General features: G+C 55.3%; 20 protein-coding genes. 2 read left to right on the forward strand and 18 right to left on the reverse strand.

Translation table 11 applies throughout. The annotated features are described in order from the left end of the window. Positions 1 to 167 precede the first annotated feature (167 nt). The 8 genes from MWH02_RS03710 to hinT all read right to left on the reverse strand — a co-directional run bounded on the left by MWH02_RS03710 (position 168) and on the right by hinT (position 6307). Positions 168 to 710 (reverse strand): glycine zipper 2TM domain-containing protein, encoded by a 543-nt coding sequence (locus MWH02_RS03710; RefSeq protein WP_007885735.1) that lies wholly within the window; start codon positions 708 to 710, stop codon positions 168 to 170. Between the two features lie 296 nt (positions 711 to 1006). After that, positions 1007 to 2311, reverse strand: coding sequence for an NAD(P)/FAD-dependent oxidoreductase (locus MWH02_RS03715; RefSeq protein WP_271459916.1), 1305 nt, complete (start codon positions 2309 to 2311; stop codon positions 1007 to 1009). A 212-nt stretch (positions 2312 to 2523) separates the two neighbouring features. Next, positions 2524 to 3066: an alpha/beta hydrolase YcfP gene (ycfP, locus tag MWH02_RS03720; RefSeq protein WP_271459917.1), complete on the reverse strand. Its 543-nt coding sequence runs from the start codon at positions 3064 to 3066 to the stop codon at positions 2524 to 2526. A gap of 39 nt (positions 3067 to 3105) precedes the next feature. After that, positions 3106 to 4149, reverse strand: a complete 1044-nt coding sequence (gene nagZ / locus MWH02_RS03725) for a beta-N-acetylhexosaminidase (protein WP_271459918.1) — start codon at positions 4147 to 4149, stop codon at positions 3106 to 3108. Between the two features lie 15 nt (positions 4150 to 4164). Continuing rightward, positions 4165 to 4980, reverse strand: coding sequence for a thiamine kinase (thiK, locus tag MWH02_RS03730; protein WP_271459919.1), 816 nt, complete (start codon positions 4978 to 4980; stop codon positions 4165 to 4167). Further along, on the reverse strand, positions 4967 to 5563 hold the full coding sequence (gene lpoB, locus MWH02_RS03735; protein ID WP_101760823.1) for a penicillin-binding protein activator LpoB: 597 nt from the start codon (positions 5561 to 5563) through the stop codon (positions 4967 to 4969). Before lpoB ends, thiK begins: the two co-directional genes overlap by 14 nt. A gap of 10 nt (positions 5564 to 5573) precedes the next feature. Then, positions 5574 to 5939, reverse strand: a complete 366-nt coding sequence (locus MWH02_RS03740; protein WP_110865934.1) for a YcfL family putative periplasmic lipoprotein — start codon at positions 5937 to 5939, stop codon at positions 5574 to 5576. 17 nt (positions 5940 to 5956) lie between these two features. Further along, positions 5957 to 6307 carry a purine nucleoside phosphoramidase gene (hinT, locus tag MWH02_RS03745; protein ID WP_101760825.1) on the reverse strand — a complete coding sequence of 117 codons (351 nt, stop codon included), beginning with the start codon at positions 6305 to 6307 and terminating at the stop codon, positions 5957 to 5959. Positions 6308 to 6663: 356 nt separating this feature from the next. Between hinT and MWH02_RS03750 the strand changes: the two genes are divergently transcribed. Both MWH02_RS03750 and bglB read left to right on the forward strand, forming a co-directional pair. Further along, positions 6664 to 8268, forward strand: coding sequence for an MFS transporter (locus tag MWH02_RS03750; protein ID WP_271459920.1), 1605 nt, complete (start codon positions 6664 to 6666; stop codon positions 8266 to 8268). Further along, the gene (gene bglB, locus MWH02_RS03755; RefSeq protein WP_271459921.1) at positions 8265 to 9404 is read left to right on the forward strand and encodes a beta-galactosidase BglB; all 1140 of its coding nucleotides are present in this window, start codon (positions 8265 to 8267) and stop codon (positions 9402 to 9404) included. Before MWH02_RS03750 ends, bglB begins: the two co-directional genes overlap by 4 nt. Before the next feature lie 173 nt (positions 9405 to 9577). Here bglB and ptsG read toward each other — a convergent pair whose 3' ends face one another. From ptsG to fabD, 10 genes are all read right to left on the reverse strand, one after another. Beyond that, positions 9578 to 11011, reverse strand: coding sequence for a PTS glucose transporter subunit IIBC (gene ptsG / locus MWH02_RS03760; protein WP_192234281.1), 1434 nt, complete (start codon positions 11009 to 11011; stop codon positions 9578 to 9580). A 285-nt stretch (positions 11012 to 11296) separates the two neighbouring features. Next, complete coding sequence (locus tag MWH02_RS03765) at positions 11297 to 12088, reverse strand: metal-dependent hydrolase (protein WP_271459922.1); 792 nt, start codon at positions 12086 to 12088, stop codon at positions 11297 to 11299. A 16-nt stretch (positions 12089 to 12104) separates the two neighbouring features. Next, the gene (gene holB, locus MWH02_RS03770) at positions 12105 to 13094 is read right to left on the reverse strand and encodes a DNA polymerase III subunit delta' (protein ID WP_222233260.1); all 990 of its coding nucleotides are present in this window, start codon (positions 13092 to 13094) and stop codon (positions 12105 to 12107) included. After that, positions 13091 to 13726: a dTMP kinase gene (gene tmk, locus MWH02_RS03775; RefSeq protein ID WP_271459923.1), complete on the reverse strand. Its 636-nt coding sequence runs from the start codon at positions 13724 to 13726 to the stop codon at positions 13091 to 13093. Before tmk ends, holB begins: the two co-directional genes overlap by 4 nt. Further along, positions 13716 to 14735 carry an endolytic transglycosylase MltG gene (mltG, locus tag MWH02_RS03780; RefSeq protein WP_271459924.1) on the reverse strand — a complete coding sequence of 340 codons (1020 nt, stop codon included), beginning with the start codon at positions 14733 to 14735 and terminating at the stop codon, positions 13716 to 13718. The genes tmk and mltG overlap by 11 nt, the downstream gene beginning before the upstream one ends. Further along, positions 14732 to 15544, reverse strand: coding sequence for an aminodeoxychorismate lyase (gene pabC / locus MWH02_RS03785; RefSeq protein ID WP_192413662.1), 813 nt, complete (start codon positions 15542 to 15544; stop codon positions 14732 to 14734). The genes mltG and pabC overlap by 4 nt, the downstream gene beginning before the upstream one ends. A 76-nt stretch (positions 15545 to 15620) precedes the next feature. Continuing rightward, on the reverse strand, positions 15621 to 16862 hold the full coding sequence (gene fabF / locus MWH02_RS03790; RefSeq protein ID WP_101760834.1) for a beta-ketoacyl-ACP synthase II: 1242 nt from the start codon (positions 16860 to 16862) through the stop codon (positions 15621 to 15623). Positions 16863 to 16948: 86 nt separating this feature from the next. Continuing rightward, complete coding sequence (gene acpP, locus MWH02_RS03795; RefSeq protein WP_101760835.1) at positions 16949 to 17185, reverse strand: acyl carrier protein; 237 nt, start codon at positions 17183 to 17185, stop codon at positions 16949 to 16951. A 153-nt stretch (positions 17186 to 17338) separates the two neighbouring features. After that, positions 17339 to 18073 (reverse strand): 3-oxoacyl-ACP reductase FabG, encoded by a 735-nt coding sequence (fabG, locus tag MWH02_RS03800; protein ID WP_007885776.1) that lies wholly within the window; start codon positions 18071 to 18073, stop codon positions 17339 to 17341. 10 nt (positions 18074 to 18083) lie between these two features. Then, complete coding sequence (fabD, locus tag MWH02_RS03805; protein WP_110865926.1) at positions 18084 to 19016, reverse strand: ACP S-malonyltransferase; 933 nt, start codon at positions 19014 to 19016, stop codon at positions 18084 to 18086. Positions 19017 to 19029 lie beyond the last annotated feature (13 nt).

A 19029-nucleotide genomic window follows, 5' to 3' on the forward strand; every position in this document is an offset into this window, starting at 1 on the left:
GAATCGTAGCGGCGCGATTCATCGCGCGCCTTTGACTCCGTGCGCCATTGATGATGCGCAACAAATTGCGCCGCTACGAATCTGTGCGCGTTGAGGATCTCACACATAAAAAAAAGCGCCTTGCGGCGCTTTTTTCGTTACTGCTGCTGTGATGCATCTTTGCCCAATTAGGCCTGATTTGAATTCAGGATCAGCTGACCATTACGGTCGAGCGGAATGCGGGTACCAGGGTCGTTTTCCATGCGGATTTTGCCCTGCTGGTCGCCTATTTTATAGGTCACGTCATAACCCAGCATTTTTTCCTGTTTGTCATATACCGTTTTGCAACGCTGCTCGTTGGTGGTGTACGTGTCGCGATCCTGCAGCGCACCCTGCACCTGATTACCACCGTAACCGCCAGCTAACGCGCCCGCTACCGTAGCCACATCGCGTCCGCGTCCGCCACCAAACTGATGGCCCAACACGCCGCCGGCTACCGCGCCCAGCACCGAACCGGCAATGCGATTCTCATCCTGGACCGCACGACGATGGGTCAGCGTCACATTGCGACACTCCTGTCGCGGCTGCTTGATGCTCTCTTTAATCGGCGTCGCCGACAGGACTTGTGCAAACTGCGGGCCGCGATCGAAAACATCCATGCTGGCGACTGCGGCAACACCTAACGCTGCTGCCACGCCGATACCGATACCCGCTAACATTGATTTATTCACAGGAATATCCTCCTGAAGGTTGTTACCGCGCATTCCTGCCGCTACCCAATCCTGGGTAACCGAGGCATAACCGGCGTGCGCGCCGCGCCGTGTTTGTTGGTGATAAGTTTTACAGATGGACCGTAATTGCAACATCAGATTAATGGAGGAAACGCAGCGGAAACCCATCAGGGCCAGCTTTTAGGAGAGTTCCGAGAGCGGATGAAATAGTGCCGTAACCTAAAGCTGAACGTGCAGTTTTCAGCGGGTTACGGCAGCTGGTGTGGCGTAGGGCGGCATTCACCGCCCGAAAATCATCAGTGCAGCTTGAGACGCGGACGCAGGACGCGGTTAAGACTGCCGACCAGCATCATAAGACCGGTCTTGAAGTATCCGTGGAGCGCAATCTGGTGCATACGATATAGAGAGATGTAGACAAAACGCGCAATGCGCCCTTCCACCATCATCGATCCGCGCATCAGGTTACCCATCAAACTGCCGACGGTGCTGAAGCGCGACAGCGACACCAGCGAACCGTGATCTTTATAAACATAGGCTTTCAACGGTTTGTCTTTACGCTGTGCAAGGATGTTCTCCAGCGCGCGCGACGCCATTTGATGCGCTGACTGCGCGCGCGGCGGTACAAATCCGCCCCCCGGCAGCGCACAGGAGGCGCAATCACCAATGGCGTAGATGTCGTCATCCAGCGTGGTTTGCAGCGTCTCTTTTACCACCAGCTGATTGATGCGGTTGGTTTCCAGAACGCCAATCTCTTTCAGGAAGTCTGGCGCCTTGATACCGGCCGCCCACACCATCAGATCGGCATCAATGAATTCGCCGCCTTTGGTATTCAAGCCGTTTTCGGTGGCGCTGGTGACCATGGTTTGCGTCAACACGCGTACGCCAAGTTTGGTCAGCTCCTGATGCGCCGCCGCCGAGATACGCGGTGGCAGCGCCGGCAGAATGCGTTCACCGGCTTCCACCAGCGTGACGTTCAGCGAGCTGCTATCCAGACCTTTGTAGCCGTAGCTGTGCAACTGTTTCACCGCGTTATACAGCTCTGCAGAGAGTTCCACGCCGGTGGCGCCGCCGCCGACAATGGCGATGTTGACTTTTTCCAGGCTGCCTTCGCTGGCCGAGAAACGCAGGAACAGGTTGAGCATTTCGTTATGGAAACGACGCGCCTGATGCGGGTTGTCGAGGAAGATGCAGTGATCTTTTACGCCCGGCGTGCCGAAGTCATTTGAGGTGCTGCCAAGCGCGATGACCAGACGATCGTAGGCCAGCTCACGCTGCGGCACTAACAGTGCGCCTTCCGCATCGCGGATTTCGGCCAGCTCAAGGGTTTTGTTTTCACGATTGATTTGCGTCAGCGATCCCAACTGGAACTGGAAACCGTGATTACGCGCGTGCGCCAGATAGCTCAGCGCATCAATCCCTTCGTCCATCGAACCGGTTGCCACTTCATGCAGCAGCGGTTTCCACAAATGACTGTGGTTACGATCGACCAGGATGATCTCGGCTTTCTTCTTGCGTCCCAGCTTGTGACCGAGCTGCGTTGCCAGCTCTAAGCCGCCAGCACCACCGCCGATGATAACGATTTTTTCCATAGATGTAGTCAACAAAGACCCCCTCAAAGTTGTAAACCAATAGTTAATTAATGGTTAATAAAAACCTTAATAAACATAGGGTTGGCGACGTTAAATCGCGAGCTGAGGGCAGAATATCACGGCGTCAGAGACATCACATAAGAAAATTGATGTACATCAATCTTTCAGCTGCATTATCAGAATGTTACACATTTTATGCGCCGCATCACACGGCGCGCGGACGGTCAGGCGAGGAGTTTGAAGGCTTTGATGCGCTGCAAATGCGGCGCGATGTTCTTGAATTTGTGGCTGGCTACGTCATCCCAGATAATTTCATAGAACGGCTGCAGGTACGTCGCGCTGCGCTGATTATCCAGCACTTCGTCCTGACGAGACAAAATCGCCAGACACTTTTCGCGGTTCTTTTCGCGGAAATCGTTGACGCACTTAGTGGCGATATCGAGATACTCTTCCGGGCGATCGATTTTGCCTTCCATGTTCTCAAACGGGAACAGATTTGGATTGAAGATCACCTGACGCATGCCGCACAGGAAGCCAATGCGTTCGGCCCAATAACCCCCCAGCCCAACCCCGCAAATCAGCGGATGCGCATCGTCGCCCTGTTGCAGCAGCTTGTCGCACTCTTTCAGCAGAAACTGCATGTCGTGTTTGGGATGGCGGGTGCTGTAGCTGACTAATCTGACGTCCGGGTCAATAAACTGCAGCTGCAGCACCTTTTCATGGTTGCCCGGACTGTTGGAATCAAAACCGTGCAGATAGATGATCATGATTATCCTCAGCGTGGAGTGAAATCCGGGCAGCGAAGCTTATCTGCCCGAGGCTTTGTGCGCCAGCCAGCGCTCTTGCAACGCGCTTAACTGACGCTGATTTTGCCGCCAGCGCTCGCTTGCCAGCAGGCTTTGACGGGTAAAACGCCCTTGATGGTATAACTGCGTCACGCGCTCTGCCCCGATCGGCGTCAAGTTATCCAGCACGCTCACCGCGCCCGCGCGTTGATTGCACACCAGGATCATATCGCAACCGGCATTCAGCGACTGCTGCGCGCGTTCGGCGTAGCTGCCCATCACCGCGGCACCTTCCATCGACAGGTCGTCGGAGAAAATCACGCCGTTAAAGCTGAGCTCCTCGCGCAATACGGTTTGCAGCCAATACGGCGAACCGCTGGCAGGCAACGGATCCACCTCAGTATAGATAACGTGCGCCGGCATCACCGCATCAAGAAGCTGCTCGTCGATCAACTGCTTAAAGATCGCCATGTCATGCTGACGCAGCGTGGCGGCATCGCGGTTGTCGCGCGGCGTCTCTTTATGCGAATCGGCACTGACCGCACCGTGACCGGGGAAGTGTTTGCCGGTGGTTTTCATGCCGGCTTCATGCATGCCGTTGATAAAACGTCGCGCGACCTGTAGGGCGATGGCCGGATCTTCATGGAATGAACGATCGCCGATCGCCGCGCTGATGTGGCCAATATCGAGCACCGGCGCGAAACTGATGTCGATGTCCATGGCGATCATTTCCGACGCCATCTGCCAGCCCGCCTGATGCGCCAGTTCACCCGCGCTATTGAGATCGTGCAGCGCGGCGAAGGATTGCATCGCCGGCAGCTGCGTGAAGCCGTCGCGGAAACGCTGCACGCGACCGCCTTCCTGATCCACCGCCACCACCAGACGATGACGCGATGCCGCGCGAATCTGGCGCACCAGCTCTGCCAACTGCTCGACATCGTGGAAGTTGCGGGCAAACAGAATCAGTCCGCCCACCAGCGGATGCTGCAGAATTTCGCGTTCTTCGGCGTCCAGCTCATAGCTTTCGACGTCGAGCATCAGCGGTCCGGGTGTGTTCATGGTCATGATTAAAATCCTGAGTTAAAGGTCGTGCCAGCTAGCCTGCGCCAGCTGCAGTAAGGTGTCATCCTGGCTCTGCTCGGCACGCAGCTGATACCAGCTGGCCATCAACAGCTGCAGCCACGGTTGCCAGCGCTGCATCTGGCATGCCAGTGCTGGCTCATCCAGTTGCGCGCGCGCGGCGTAATCAGCAATCCACGCGGAACGCGTATCGCCATCAACCGCACACACCGCCGCCAGCTCCAGCGCCACGTCACCGTCGGCGGCATATTCCCAGTCGATCAGGCGTAACCCTTCCGGCGTGGCAATCAGGTTGCCGGCGTGGACATCCATATGCAGCGGCGCCAGGCGCAGCGGCTGCGGTTCGCCCTGCTGTAATAAGCGTTGCAGACGACGCTGCCAGCGCCAGTGACGCTGCCGGCAAAGCTGCCAATAGCGCTGTAGCAGCGGCGCTAATCGTAAACGGTAGCCGGTGAGCGGCTGTTGGTGCAGACGCTGCAGCAGCGCCACAATCGCCTGCCGCTGCGCGTTAAACTGCGCGGAAGTGAGCACCTCGCCCGGCAGCCAGCTTTGCAGCAGCCAGGGATGGCGCCACGCCAGCGGCTGCGGACCAAGTTGTGCATGCCGCAGCTGCTGCAGAATGCGGTATTCGCGCTGGCGATCGACAAACGGGATCGGCTGCGGCGGCGCACGTCTCGCCAGCAATTCGCCCTGCGGCATCTGCACGCGCACGCTTTGCCCGCTCAGTCCCGGCAGCGCGAAAAAATGACCGGCAGCTTGCGCCGTCGGCCATTGTTGCTGAAGCAGGTTTTGCAGCTGTGGATCAGGGTTGAGCAACACCGTTTCCTGACCAGATTATTTCACCGGTTTGTACCAGCATCAGCTGCATTTGCAGCGTCGGTGATTTCACATCGCCCTGCGCATTGCTGTAGAGCACATACTGCGCGTTAACGTTGCGCGCCAGGCCGATCGCTTTACTGCGCGAGTTGAGGCTGTCATCCGGCGACAAGCCCAGCGTTTGCTTGGCCTGCGCCAGCTGTTCTGGGGTGATCAGCGTGAACTTGCCGTTGTTGGCCAGCGCATTCTGAATCGCATCGGTGGCTTTGTCGGTTTGCAGCGCGCCATTAGTACTGTTCTTGATGCGATCCACCAGCAGCACGCTGCCCGGATTCACGCCTGAAGATTGCACCATCTTGCCGACCAACGGCTGGACGCTAGCATCCCAGTTAATGGTTTTCAGCTTTGGTGGCTGCGGCACGGTTTGCGGCGGCGGCACTGGCTGCGGCGTAGGTTCAACCGGCTGAGTGGGCGTAGTCGGCTGCGTGGGTTCTACCGGTGCCGGCGTCTGTTGTTGCACCACACAACCGGTGAGCATTAGCGCAAATAACAACGCGCCCGAACGTTTTACACTGCGAATCACAGCTTACTCCTCAAAGATAAAGATAGAGACGCACCTTACTGGCGGTCGGATTGCCCATTTGTGAGGCCACTTCTACGCTGCCGTGTGCCGGAACGATTTGGCTTTGCGCCGGCTCTTCCGGCGTGATTTCCAATCCTTTGTCGTCGTACCAATAGAAACGATAGTGCACTTTCACTGGCGTTTCACGCTGGTTGTACAACATGCTCATGGCACGCTGCTGACCATCTTGTTCGGTCAACTTCGGATCATCGGTAATAATGCCCGCGGATAACACCGCCGATTCCATCACCAGCGACTGCGAGGTATTAATCATCGGCTTATCGCTGCTGCAACCTGCAAGGGTCAGCAACAGCAAGCCACTCAGCCATTGACGCATCACGTTGTCCGCCTGAGTTAGCTGGCCAGCATCGGGCCCAGCGGCTGACCGCCAACCAAATGCATATGGATGTGATAAACCTCCTGACCGCCATGGCTGTTGCAGTTGATGATCAGACGATAGCCATCTTCGGCAATGCCTTCATCACGGGCAATTTTGGCGGCTACGGTGATCATCCGGCCCAGCGCCTGCTCGTGTGCGGGCTGCGCATCATTGGCGGTGGGAATCAATACATTGGGGATGATCAAGATATGGGTAGGCGCTTTGGGCGCGATATCACGGAAGGCGGTGACCAGTTCGTCCTGATAAACCACGTCGGCGGGGATCTCGCGACGGATGATTTTACTGAAAATGGTTTCTTCAGCCATGGTGCATTTCCTTAAGCCTGAGTTCAGTCAGGCAGTATGCGTGAGGAATTCCATTTCTTTCAACCTCAGGACCACAATTCCTGCATTAAATGGCTGCCTTTAAGCCGTTTTCTCACTTCGCCACGCATTGTGCTGCAGCTCGCATTTCTAACCTCTCATTAACCACAAAAATGAAACGCTGTTTTATAAATTAGAGATATCACGCCTTTTTCTTTGTGATTTTGCCACTCACCTGCAGGTCATTGCGAAATCACGAAGGTTTGCCAGCTTAAGCCGCTCTACTTTCAATCCAATCCGCGCAAGTTGTACGGAGTGATGAGGGATGTGTTTACCGACTAATTCAAGGAGAACCTGCCATGCGCTCTCGTAAGATTGGCCTGGGCCATTATCTGGCCTATGGGTCCGGGGATTTCCTCGGTGCAGGCACCACGGCGCTAACCGCCGCCTGGCTGCTCTACTTTTACACCACCTTTTGTGGGCTCTCGCCGATTCAGGCGACCTTCATTTTCGCCGCCGCCCGCGTGCTGGATGCGGTGGTGAGCCCGCTAATGGGTTTCCTGACCGATAACTTTGGTTCGACCTGGCTCGGTAAGCGCTTTGGCCGCCGCAAATTTTTTATCCTGCTCGGCATTCCGTGCGTGTTCAGCTACAGCCTGATGTGGGTTGGCGACATGAGTTTTTGGTGGTATCTGCTGACTTATCTGCTGTTCGATATGGTCTACACCATGATTCTGGTGCCTTACGAAACGCTGGTACCGGAGATGACCGATGATTTCAAACAGAAAACCCGCTTCTCTGGCGCGCGTATTGGCCTGGCGCAGCTGTCGGCCATTATGGCAGCGTTCCTGCCGGGCATACTGATTGGCTGGTTTGGCAAAGAGAATCCGATCTCCTTCTTCTACGCCAGCCTGGTGTTCTCGGTGATTTGTGCGCTGGTGTTAACGTTGGTGTGGCTGTTTACCTGGGAACGCGATCCCGACGATTTCTCTGCCGAATCGCGCCGCGCAGAGCAGGAAAAATCACAGCTGACCTTGCTGCAGAGCCTGAAGCGCCTCTACACCGAGCTGGCCTCAACGCTGCGCATTCGTATTTTCCGCCAGCATCTGGGCATGTATCTCGGCGGCTATATCGCGCAGGACGTGTTTAACGCGGTGTTCACCTGGTATGTGGTGTTTGTGCTGATGCAAAGCGCGCAGATCGCCTCCAACCTGATGGGCACCATGGCGGTGATGCAGTTTATTGCGGTGATGGCGATGATTCCGCTGTGTATCCGCCTTGGGCCTGCGCCCGCGTATCGTATGGTGGTGGTGCTGTTTGGGCTTAGCGCCCTCTCCTACGCCGGATTGTGGTACACCGGCATGAACGACAACTTCGCTCTGCTGGTACTGATTTCCGGTCTTGCCGGTCTTGGTCGCGGCGGCATCAACTATGTGCCGTGGAATACTTACACCTATATCGCTGACGTCGATGAAGTGATTACCGGCCAGCGTCGCGAAGGCATTTTTGCCGGCATCATGACGCTGACGCGCAAAGCCTCGCAAGCGGGTGCGGTGATGTTCGTCGGTATCGTGTTGCAGCTGGCGGGCTTCTCTTCCGGCCAGGCCACGCAGGTGCCGGCTGTCGGCCATACCATTCTGGCGATCCTCAGCGTGGGCACGCTCTGTGTGCTGGCCTGCGGCTTCATTATTTCACTGCGCTTTAAACTCAATCTGCAAACCCACACCGTGCTGCGCGAAGAGACGTTGAAAATGCGCGAAGCCGGACGCGTGGTGCCAGAGCGTATTTCGCCACAGGCGCGTGAAGTGGTCGAAATGCTGGCGGGCATGCCGTATGAAAATCTGTGGGGCAATAACAACGTCGGATATCTCAACCGTCATAAGGCGGCCGCACCGCCGCTGCCGACGCAGCCACGATCTTTACCTTCTCTCTCTACCCTGATTAACGATAGGAATGAACCATGACTGTATTTCCTGTAAAGCACAGCGCGTTACTGCGCCAGCCTGAATATCTGTTGCCACGCACTGAGCTGGTGCAATTGATTCAGCGGCTAACCCATAATCTGGTGAATATTACCGATCACAGCGGCGAGTTTTTGCTGCGCCTCGATGATGGCCGCGTGATCGATACCAAAGGCTGGGCCGGTTGGGAGTGGACGCACGGCATCGGTCTGTACGGCATGCTGCACTACTATCAGCAAACCGGCGATCAAGCGACGCTGAAGATTATCGATGACTGGTTCAGCACGCGCCTGGCGGAAGGTACGCCAACCAAGAACGTCAATACCGTCTGCCCGTTCCTGACGCTGGCATATCGCTATGAAGAGACGCGCAATGCCGCGTGGCGACCAGTGCTGGAGCGTTGGGCTGAATGGGTGATGTATGAGATGCCACGCACCGAGCAAGGCGGCTTGCAGCACATCGTCTACAACAACGAAAATACCCAGCAGCTGTGGGATGACACCTTAATGATGAGCGTGATGGCGCTGGCGAAGATTGGCCAGCTGCTGGATCGTCCTGAGTTTGTCGAAGAAGCCAGTTATCAGTTCCTGATTCATACCCAATACTTAATGGACCGCCAAACCGGTTTGTGGTTCCACGGCTGGACGTTTGAGGGACGGCACAATTTTGCCAATGCACGTTGGGCGCGCGGCAACAGCTGGCTGACTATCGTTATTCCTGATTTCCTCGAGATGATGAACTGGCCGGAACAGCATGCCACGCGCCGTTTCCTGCAACAGGTGCTGGAAAGCCAGGTGAAGGCGCTGAGCGCCTGTCAGCACAGCAGCGGTTTGTGGCACACCTTGCTCGACGATCCCAACAGTTACCCGGAAGCCTCCGCCACCGCCGGTTTCGCCTATGGCATTCTTAAAGCGGTGCGTAAACATTATCTTTCTCCCGAGTATTTGCCGCTGGCGGAGAAAGCGTTGCGCGGCGTGATCGGCAATATTGATGAAGATGGGGAATTGAAGCAGGTGTCGTTCGGAACAGCGATGGGCAGCGATCTCGATTATTACCGCCAAATCCCGCTCACCTCAATGCCGTATGGTCAGGCCATGGCGCTGCTGTGTTTGACGGAGTATTTGCGGGTTTATTTATAGCAAAAAACCCTCGTCTGAGGGTTTAACTACTTACGCTGGAAGAGGCGTCAGATCGTAAAGTCGCCATAAACCGTCCCTGGGGCTCGGCCCGCGACATCCTTGTCGCGGGACGCTTTACTCCTCTGCCGCCTCTTCCTGCTCTCAACGCATGTGCGTGCTGTCAGAACAGACGATTACATGCTGCGGATATAATCATCCATTTCGGTTTTCAGGTTATCGGACTTGGTGCCGAAAATCGCCTGAACGCCTGAACCTGCTACCACCACACCACGTGCGCCGAGGCTTTTCAGTTCAGCCTGATCAACCTTGCCGACATCCGCCACGCTGACACGCAGACGCGTGATACAGGCATCAAGGTTAGTGATGTTCTCTTTACCACCAAACGCGGTAACCAGCTTACCCGCCATTTCGCTGCTGGTTGCGCTGCTCTGCTCCATCGCGGTCTCCTCACGGCCAGGGGTTTTCAGATTCAGTTTCACAATCAGGAAACGGAATACGGTGTAGTAAATCAGGCCGTAGATGATACCCACAATCGGGAACAACCAGATTTTGCTGCTGTTACCGCTCAACACGATAAAGTCGATCAAACCGTGTGAGAAGCTGGTGCCATCACGCATCCCCAGCAGAATACAAATTGGGAAGGCCAGACCTGCCAGAATCGCGTGGATCACATACAGAATCGGCGCCACGAACATGAAGGCAAACTCGATTGGCTCGGTGATACCGGTCAGGAACGAGGTCAGCGCGGCGGAGATCATAATACCGCCCACTTTGGCGCGGTTTTCTGGTTTAGCCGTATGCCAAATCGCAATCGCTGCCGCTGGCAAACCGTACATTTTGAACAGGAAGCCGCCAGACAATTTACCTGCGGTTGGGTCGCCTGCCATGTAACGTGGGATATCACCGTGGAATACCTGACCTGCGGCATTGGTGAACTCACCAATTTGCATCTGGAAAGGGACGTTCCAGATATGGTGCAGACCAAACGGCACCAGCGAACGCTCAATCAGACCGTACAGTCCAAAGGCGACGACTGGGTTTTGATAGGCTGCCCACTGTGAGAATTCCTGAATCGCCGTACCGATTGGCGGCCAAATGAATGACAGCACCACACCGGTGAAAATCGCCGCCAGACCGGAGATGATCGGCACAAAGCGCTTGCCGGCAAAGAAGCCGAGATACTCAGGCAGTTTGATGCGATAGAAGCGGTTAAACATATACGCCGCGATGGAACCGGCGATGATTCCGCCGAGCACACCGGTATCTGCAAGATGCTTAGCCTCAATTTCTCCGGCAGGCATATGCAGCACCAGCGGTGCAACCACCGCCATGGTTTTCACCATGATGCCGTAGGCAACCACGGCCGCCAGCGCGGAAACGCCGTCGTTATTGGTAAAGCCAAGCGCCACACCGATCGCAAAGATCAGCGGCATATTGGCAAACACCGAACCACCCGCTTCGGCCATGACGTGAGAAACCACTTCCGGCAGCCAGCTGAAGTTTGCAGAACCAACACCTAACAAAATACCGGCAATCGGCAGAACCGATACCGGCAACATCAGCGATTTACCTACTTTCTGCAGGTTCGCAAATGCGTTCTTGAACATAGAAACTCCTGAGTATGAGTGCAATTTTTTGCGCAGTGCGCATGGCTTAGGGGGAGGATCCTTCGCCGGGGTGACGCTGAGCGTCTTTTGATTTATTACGAAGAGTAAAATAAATCGCTAATTGTTAAATTGACGGCCATCACATTTCGCTAAGGACGCCCCTTTCCTTTCAGTCATTTCTTACTGACTTGCGCTAATAAACAGCAATAAAACACTGCCTGCGTCCCATTAGACGCAGTGCAGGAGAGTGATTGGTGATTAATTACAGCGTTTGAAATAAAGCGTTTAGCCGCCGAGGCGACTCATCGGGATGTGGAACAGGCAGGAGAAATTTTCGGTGGTAGCAGCGGCGAGGGTTTCGATATCAACGCCTTTTAACACCGCCATATAATCCGCCACATCACGCGTAAACGCCGGCTGATTCTCTTTACCACGGTGCGGTACCGGCGCCAGATACGGCGAATCGGTTTCCACCAGCATACGATCAAGCGGCACGTAGCGCGCCGCATCGCGGATCTGTTCGGCGTTGCGGAAAGTCAGAATGCCGGAGAAAGAGATATAAAAACCGAGATCGAGCAATTTGGCGGCGGTCTCTTTATCTTCGGTAAAACAGTGCAGCACGCCGCCGCACTTCTCTACCTGCTCTTCGCGCAGAATCGCCAGCGTGTCTTCACGCGCATCACGCGTGTGCACGATGATCGGTTTATTCAGCGCAATGCCGGTACGAATGTGCTCACGAAACGAAGCTTGTTGCTGCGCTTTGGTTTCCTGCTGATAGAAATAGTCCAGCCCGGTTTCACCCAGCGCAACCACGCGATCCTCTGCGGCCAGACGGCGGAACTCTTCGACGTCGTACGGCGCTTCCTGATTAAGCGGATGGACGCCACAAGCCAGCGCGACGTTTTCACGATCGCCTACCAGCTGTTTGATTTTGTAGTAATCCGGCAAGGTGGTGGCAATCGCCAGCATAAACTTCACATCGCGCGCCGCCGCTTTGGCGATGACATCATCCAGATCGCGATGGTGCTTTTCATAATCGAGGCCATCGAGATGGCAGTGGGAATCGACAATAAACATAGAGCTCTCTTTTCGCTTAGCCGACCGTTGCCGGAGTCAGTGAACGTCCCCAGGCGAGTAAACGATCGGTCAACATTAATTCACGGTTGAGTGCAGCGACATGCAACAGCTGTTCGCGACACTGCATCCATTGCTGCGCGCTGCTGTTGAGCGCACTACTGTTCATTCTTTGCGCCAACTGTGTGACCACATCCGGATGATCACCGTTGCTCAGCCACTGACTTGCGCCCTGCTGCACTTTCATCGCATCCACCAGCAGTGAAATCAGCCAGCTGAGACGTACGGCCACATCTTCACTGTTTAGCGCGGGTAACAGCTGCAGCACATCGCCGTTGAGCGCTTTAATCAGCGTTTCACACAACGTTTCACGCGCCTGCCAGCGCTCGGGCTGCAACAGCGTCAAGGCGGCGGCGGGTGCGCCATTACTCAAACGCAAGGCAGCGCGCAGCTTCTCTTCCGGCTGCGGTTGCTGTTTCTGCAGCCATTGCAGGCTATGCGCCTCTTCCGGCGGCGACAGATGCCACGTCATGCAGCGACTGCGTAACGTAGGCAGCAGGCGTGAAGGTTCGCGCACGCTGAGGAAAAACCAGCAATTGGCCGGTGGCTCTTCCAGCGTTTTCAATAATGCGTTAGCGGCGGCTTCCGTCAGCTGCGCGGCATCGGGCAACCAAACGATTTTTGCGCCGCCCTGCTGGGCAAAGTGATACAGCTTTTCAGTGACGTCGCGCACCGCATCAATACCGAGCGAAGATTTCCCCTTTTCAGCTTCCAAGCGATACCAATCGGGATGCGTGTGCGCCTGCATTAACTGGCAACCGTGGCAATGGCCGCAACTTTTCAATCCTTCCGGCTGTAAACACATCAACCAACGGCTCACGCCCCAGATCAGCGCATCGTCACCCATGCCTGCAATGGCTTGTACCAGTAGCGCGTGATGCGCCTGGCCGCTTTGATGACGGGCGATAATTTGTCGATAAGGCTGATTCAACCACGGATACCAATTCATGCGGATTGGCCTGCCAGCCAGCTACGCAAGGTGCGTTGAAGTGACAATGTCACGTTTGCAATGTTTTGCGTCGCATCAATGGTGAGTATCGAGGGATCCTGAGCAGCTAAGGCCAGATAGCGTTCACGCGTGCGCTCGAAGAAGCGCAATGATTCCTGCTCAATGCGATCCAGCTCACCGCGTGCGCGGGCGCGCTGCAATCCAATTTCTGGCGTGACGTCGAGATAGAGTGTGAGATCGGGACGGAAATCGCCCAGCACCGCATCACGCAGCGTGGTCATCAGTTGCGCATCCAGTCCGCGTCCGCCGCCCTGATAGGCTTGGGAAGAGAGATCGTGACGATCGCCCACCACCCAGGCACCGCGTGCCAGCGCCGGTTTGATGACGTTCTCTACCAGCTGCACGCGTGCCGCGTACAGCATCAGCAGCTCGGCTTTATCGGTCACCTGCTCGCCGTCTATGCCCTGCTTGACCAATATACGCAATTGTTCCGCCAGCGGCGTACCGCCGGGCTCGCGCGTGAAGACGACATCATTAATGCCGTGCTCATGCAGCACGGCAACCAGCGCATCGCGTGCGGTGGTTTTGCCTGCACCTTCCAGACCTTCAATGACGATAAACTTACTTTTCATTTTTTTCCTTCATTGCCAGCCGGTAAACCTGCACCGCTTTGTTGTGGCTGGCCAGATTGGTGGTAAAGGTGTGTCCACCTTTGCCATCCGCGACAAAATAGAGGTAATTGGTTTTTTCCGGATGCGCAGCCGCTTCCAGTGAAGCACGGCCCGGCATCGCGATCGGCCCCGGCGGTAAACCGCTAATGGTGTAAGTGTTATAGTCGGTCGGCGTTTCCAGATTTTTACGCGTTAGCGTGCCGGTGAAGCTGTCGCCCATGCCGTAAATCACTGTGGGATCGGTCTGCAGCTTCATTCCGGTCCGCAGTCGATTGATGAACACCGACGCCACGCGCGCGCGCTCTTCGCTCACGCCGGTCTCTTTCTCAATGATCGACGCCATGGTGACCATGTCCTGCTCTTTCTTATAAGGCAGATTTTCCATGCGTCCCTGCCAAATCTCATCAACCAATTTGTTCATACGCGCGTGGGCACGCTCCAGCAGCGCCACATCGCTGGTATTGGCGGTATAGAGATAGGTATCCGGATAGAAACTGCCTTCCAGCTGGCTAACATCAAGCTTAAGCGCGGCGGCCACGGTGGCAAATTGATCGTCGCTCAGCGTGTGTTTCAGGTATGGCGCTTTGCGCAGCTCGGCTAACCACTCGGTAAGACGCGAACCTTCAATAAAACGCACCGGGAACTGCGCTTCTTTACCGCTGGCCAACAGTTGCAGTAGCTGGCGCACCGTCATGCCGGTTTCCAGGCGATAGGTACCGGCTTTGAAACGTGCCAGTTCCGGTTCCAGTTTCAGCAGCGGCCCAAACCAGATACTTTGCGGAATGATCTTCTGATTTTCCAGTTGCGCTTCCAGTACCACGCGACCGCTGCCAGCGGGCAAGGTGTAAATGGTTTCTTGCTGCAGTGTTAAGGGCGTATCAGCTAAACGTTCAATCTGCCAATAGCCAAAGGCGGCGGTGAGTCCTGCGACAATTACAACGCCTGCGAGAATTTTTTTCATTCGAGTCATGATACTTCCATCGTCGGGCAACTGGCGCGCAGTTGCTGATACAGCGAGCGTGCGGTAAATGAAACGTCGTCAATTTGTCGCACGGGTAAAACGGGCATCAGGGCGTTACATATCACCACTTCATCGGCGTTCAATACGTCGTCCCTGCTGCCATCAATCAGCTGACAAGTCTGGCCATTTGCGGCCATCTGCGCCATCAGATAACGACGCATAATGCCATCCACGCCAGCCTGCTCAAGCTGCGGCGTAAAAACATTGTTGCCCTTACGCCAGAACAAATTGGCCGCACAGCATTCCACCACCGTCCCGCCAGTGTCAAGCACCAGCGCCTCGTCACCGCCCGTCTGGTCAAGATGCTGGCGAATCAGCACTTGCTCAAGGCGATTTAGGTGTTTTACGCCGGCCAGCAACGGATTGCGCGCCAGACGTATTGGGCTGGTGTGGAGCACAGCGCCCTGCTGTTGCAACGTGGCGTAATGCTGCGGCCACGGCGAGAGCGAAAGAATGCGCGTAGGTGAGTGGCAGCCTGCACGGCTGTAACCGCGTCCGCCTGCGCCCGGCGTCACGATCACCTTCAGCACCGCCTGTGTGTGTCCCGCAGCGGCATTATGCATTTCTGTAGCGAGCTGAACTAAATCCGGCGCATCCATCATTAGCCTTGCACAGCCCTCTTTGAGCCGCTGCAGATGCGCATCCAGCATCACAACATGGCCGTTAATCACCGCGGCGGTGGTAAAGCAGCCATCACCAAATTGCACTGCGCGATCGCGTGCTGAAAGCTCGGTTTGCGGTATGCCGTTTATCCACATGCTGGCCGCCTTGATTAGCCCGGTAGAAAATATAAAAAAGGCCCGCATTGCGGGCCTCTGTATGGCTGAGGAGCGATTAAACCTTGCGGAAGATCAGCGAGCCGTTAGTGCCGCCAAATCCGAAGGAGTTACACAAGGTGTACTCCAGTCCGCTGACCTGGCGCGCCGTATGCGGCACGAAGTCCAGATCGCAACCTTCGTCAGGATTGTCGAGGTTGATGGTCGGTGGAATCGCCTGGTCGCGCAGCGCCAGAATCGAATAAATCGCTTCTACTGCACCCGCCGCACCCAACAGGTGGCCAGTCATCGACTTGGTAGAGCTGACCATCACACTGTGAGCTGCCGCACCAAACACCGATTTCACCGCCTGCGCTTCCGCTTTGTCACCGGCTGGCGTCGAGGTGCCATGCGCGTTGACATAACCGATCTGCTCAGCGTTCAGCTGCGCGTCACGTAGCGCGTTAACCATCGCCGCGGCTGCACCTGAACCGTCTTCCGGAGGTGACGTCATGTGGTAAGCATCGCTGCTCATGCCGAAACCAATGATCTCAGCATAAATCTTCGCACCACGTTTCTTAGCGTGTTCGTACTCTTCCAGTACGACAATGCCAGCACCGTCACCCAACACGAAACCGTCACGATCTTTATCCCACGGACGGCTTGCCGCCTGAGGATTGTCATTACGCGTGGAGAGCGCACGAGCAGCACCAAAACCACCGACACCAAGTGGCGTACTGGCTTTCTCCGCACCACCGGCCAACATCACATCAGCATCGTTATACGCAATGATACGCGCTGCATGACCAATGTTGTGCACACCAGACGTACAGGCAGTTGCGATAGAGATGCTTGGACCTTTCAGGCCGTACATGATGGTGAGATGACCAGCAACCATGTTGACGATGGTTGAAGGCACGAAGAATGGGCTGATTTTGCGCGGTCCACCGTTGACCAGCGAGCTGTGGTTATCTTCGATTAAACCCAGTCCGCCAATACCAGAACCGATTGCCGCACCAATGCGACCAGCATTCTCATCGGTTACGACCAGACCGGAGTCTGCCATAGCCTGAATACCAGCAACGATGCCGTATTGGATGAAGTCATCCATCTTGCGCTGATCTTTGCGCGAGATGAAATCATCGCAATTAAAATCTCTTACTAAGCCCGCAAAACGCGTTGCGTAGGCACTAGTATCAAAATGGTCGATCAGGCTAATGCCGCTCTGACCGGCAAGGAGAGCACTCCAGGTAGACTCTACGGTATTGCCGACAGGAGACAACATGCCAAGACCAGTCACAACTACACGACGCTTAGACACGCACGTCCTCCAGGGAGGGAAAAAATAACGCTATGTGGGGCAAACATAAAACTCAGGCGGTCGAGGTGACCGCCTGAAGATATTCATTAACCTTGATGGCTAGTGATGTAGTCGATCGCTGCCTGAACGGTAGTGATTTTCTCAGCTTCTTCGTCTGGAATTTCAGTATCAAACTCTTCTTCCAGAGCCATTACCAGCTCAACGGTGTCAAGAGAATCTGCACCAAGGTCTTCAACGAAAGAAGCAGTGTTAATCACTTCGTCTTCTTTAACACCCAGCTGCTCAGCTACGATTTTCTTAACGCGTTGTTCGATATCGCTCATACTATTTAATTTCCTATCAAAACTCGCTTTCGCGATGGTTTTCGTAGTGTATAAAATGTTGAAAAAGATGCAACAAAATCCCGGCTGGTCGAACCACGATTTTGCGTTATTCTGCGGTGTTTACCGTAGATAAAGCAAATGTTTTCGTGATTATCAGACCATGTACATGCCGCCATTGACATGAAGCGTTTCACCCGTGATATAGGCTGCTTCGTCAGAGGCTAAGAATGCAACAGCATTGGCAATCTCCTGCGGGTCACCTAAACGACCTGCGGGAACTTCTGCCAAAATACCCGAACGTTGATCTTCGTTCAGTGCACGCGTCATGTCCGTCTCGATAAAGCCCGGAGCCACGACGTTTACAGTAATGCCACGTGACGCAATTTCTCGCGCCAGTGATTTGCTAAAGCCAATCAAACCTGCTTTTGCAGCCGCATAGTTTGCCTGACCCGCGTTACCCATGGTCCCAACTACAGAACCGATGGTAATGATACGGCCCACGCGTTTTTTCATCATGGCACGCATAACCGCCTTAGAAAGACGGAAGACAGATGTCAGGTTGGTATCAAGGATATCCGCCCACTCATCGTCTTTCATGCGCATCAACAGATTGTCACGCGTAATGCCTGCATTATTGACTAAAATGTCCACTTCGCCAAATTCGGCGCGAACTTGTTCGAGGACGCTCTCAATTGAGGCGGCATCAGTAACGTTCAGCAGCAGGCCTTTGCCCTTGTCGCCGAGGTAAGCACTGATTGCTTCCGCACCGCTTGCACTGGTGGCGGTTCCCACCACTTTGGCACCGCGCGCAGCCAGCGTTTCCGCAATGGCGCGACCAATTCCGCGGCTTGCACCGGTAACCAGCGCTACTTTACCTTCAAAGCTCATGTTTTTCCTCTTATTCCTGGGTAAGTGCAGCGCTCAGTGAAGCAGAATCGTTCACCGCAGCGGCACTCAGGCTATCCACAATACGTTTGGTCAGACCGGTCAGAACTTTACCTGGACCGACTTCCAGCAGCTGCTCAACGCCCTGCGCAGCAATAAATTCGACCGATTCTGTCCAGCGCACGGGGCTATACAGCTGACGGACCAGCGCACTTCGAATCGCAGCACCTTCAGTTTCACACTTCACGTCGACGTTATTCACCACCGGCACCGAAGGCGCACTAAAGGTGATCGCTTCGAGCGCTACTGCCAGCTTATCGGCAGCAGGTTTCATCAACGCACAGTGCGATGGCACGCTGACTGGCAGCGGCAATGCACGTTTGGCACCGGCAGCTTTACAGGCTGCACCCGCACGTTCAACCGCTTCTTTGTTGCCCGCGATAACCACCTGGCCCGGCGAGTTGAAGTTAACCGGTGAAACCACCTGGCCTTGAGCGCTCTCTTCACAGGCTTTACGGATGGATGCATCATCCAGGCCGATAATCGCCTGCATAGCGCCAGTACCTTCCGGTACCGCTTCCTGCATCAGTTTGCCGCGCAGCTCAACCAATTTAATGGCGTCAGCGAAATTCAGCACACCGGCACAAACCAGCGCCGAGTATTCACCAAGGCTGTGACCGGCCATCATGCTTGGCTGCACCGCATTTTTGCTCTGCAATACGCGATAGATGGCAACAGAAGCCGCCAGCAGCGCAGGCTGTGTCTGCCAGGTTTTATTCAATTCTTCAGCTGGTCCCTGCTGGACCAGCTGCCATAAGTCATAACCCAGTGCATCAGAAGCTTCACGGAAAGTGGCTTCAACCTGCGGGTTTTCAGCGGCCAGCTCGGCTAACATGCCGACGGTCTGCGATCCCTGTCCTGGGAAAACATAAGCAAATTGCGTCATCTTTCGTTCCTGT

Source organism: Pantoea leporis (assembly GCF_028048155.1).
Classification (GTDB): Bacteria; Pseudomonadota; Gammaproteobacteria; order Enterobacterales; family Enterobacteriaceae; genus Pantoea; species Pantoea leporis.

Coding starts and splice junctions, on each gene's coding strand:
- ycfP (WP_271459917.1), bottom strand. CDS start 3,066: ATGATCATCTATCTGCACGGTTTTGATTCCAACAGTCCGGGCAACCAT.
- nagZ (WP_271459918.1), bottom strand. CDS start 4,149: ATGACCATGAACACACCCGGACCGCTGATGCTCGACGTCGAAAGCTAT.
- MWH02_RS03740 (WP_110865934.1), bottom strand. CDS start 5,939: ATGCGTCAATGGCTGAGTGGCTTGCTGTTGCTGACCCTTGCAGGTTGC.
- hinT (WP_101760825.1), bottom strand. CDS start 6,307: ATGGCTGAAGAAACCATTTTCAGTAAAATCATCCGTCGCGAGATCCCC.
- MWH02_RS03750 (WP_271459920.1), top strand. CDS start 6,664: ATGCGCTCTCGTAAGATTGGCCTGGGCCATTATCTGGCCTATGGGTCC.
- bglB (WP_271459921.1), top strand. CDS start 8,265: ATGACTGTATTTCCTGTAAAGCACAGCGCGTTACTGCGCCAGCCTGAA.
- ptsG (WP_192234281.1), bottom strand. CDS start 11,011: ATGTTCAAGAACGCATTTGCGAACCTGCAGAAAGTAGGTAAATCGCTG.
- MWH02_RS03765 (WP_271459922.1), bottom strand. CDS start 12,088: ATGTTTATTGTCGATTCCCACTGCCATCTCGATGGCCTCGATTATGAA.
- holB (WP_222233260.1), bottom strand. CDS start 13,094: ATGAATTGGTATCCGTGGTTGAATCAGCCTTATCGACAAATTATCGCC.
- tmk (WP_271459923.1), bottom strand. CDS start 13,726: ATGAAAAGTAAGTTTATCGTCATTGAAGGTCTGGAAGGTGCAGGCAAA.
- mltG (WP_271459924.1), bottom strand. CDS start 14,735: ATGACTCGAATGAAAAAAATTCTCGCAGGCGTTGTAATTGTCGCAGGA.
- pabC (WP_192413662.1), bottom strand. CDS start 15,544: ATGTGGATAAACGGCATACCGCAAACCGAGCTTTCAGCACGCGATCGC.
- acpP (WP_101760835.1), bottom strand. CDS start 17,185: ATGAGCGATATCGAACAACGCGTTAAGAAAATCGTAGCTGAGCAGCTG.
- fabG (WP_007885776.1), bottom strand. CDS start 18,073: ATGAGCTTTGAAGGTAAAGTAGCGCTGGTTACCGGTGCAAGCCGCGGA.
- fabD (WP_110865926.1), bottom strand. CDS start 19,016: ATGACGCAATTTGCTTATGTTTTCCCAGGACAGGGATCGCAGACCGTC.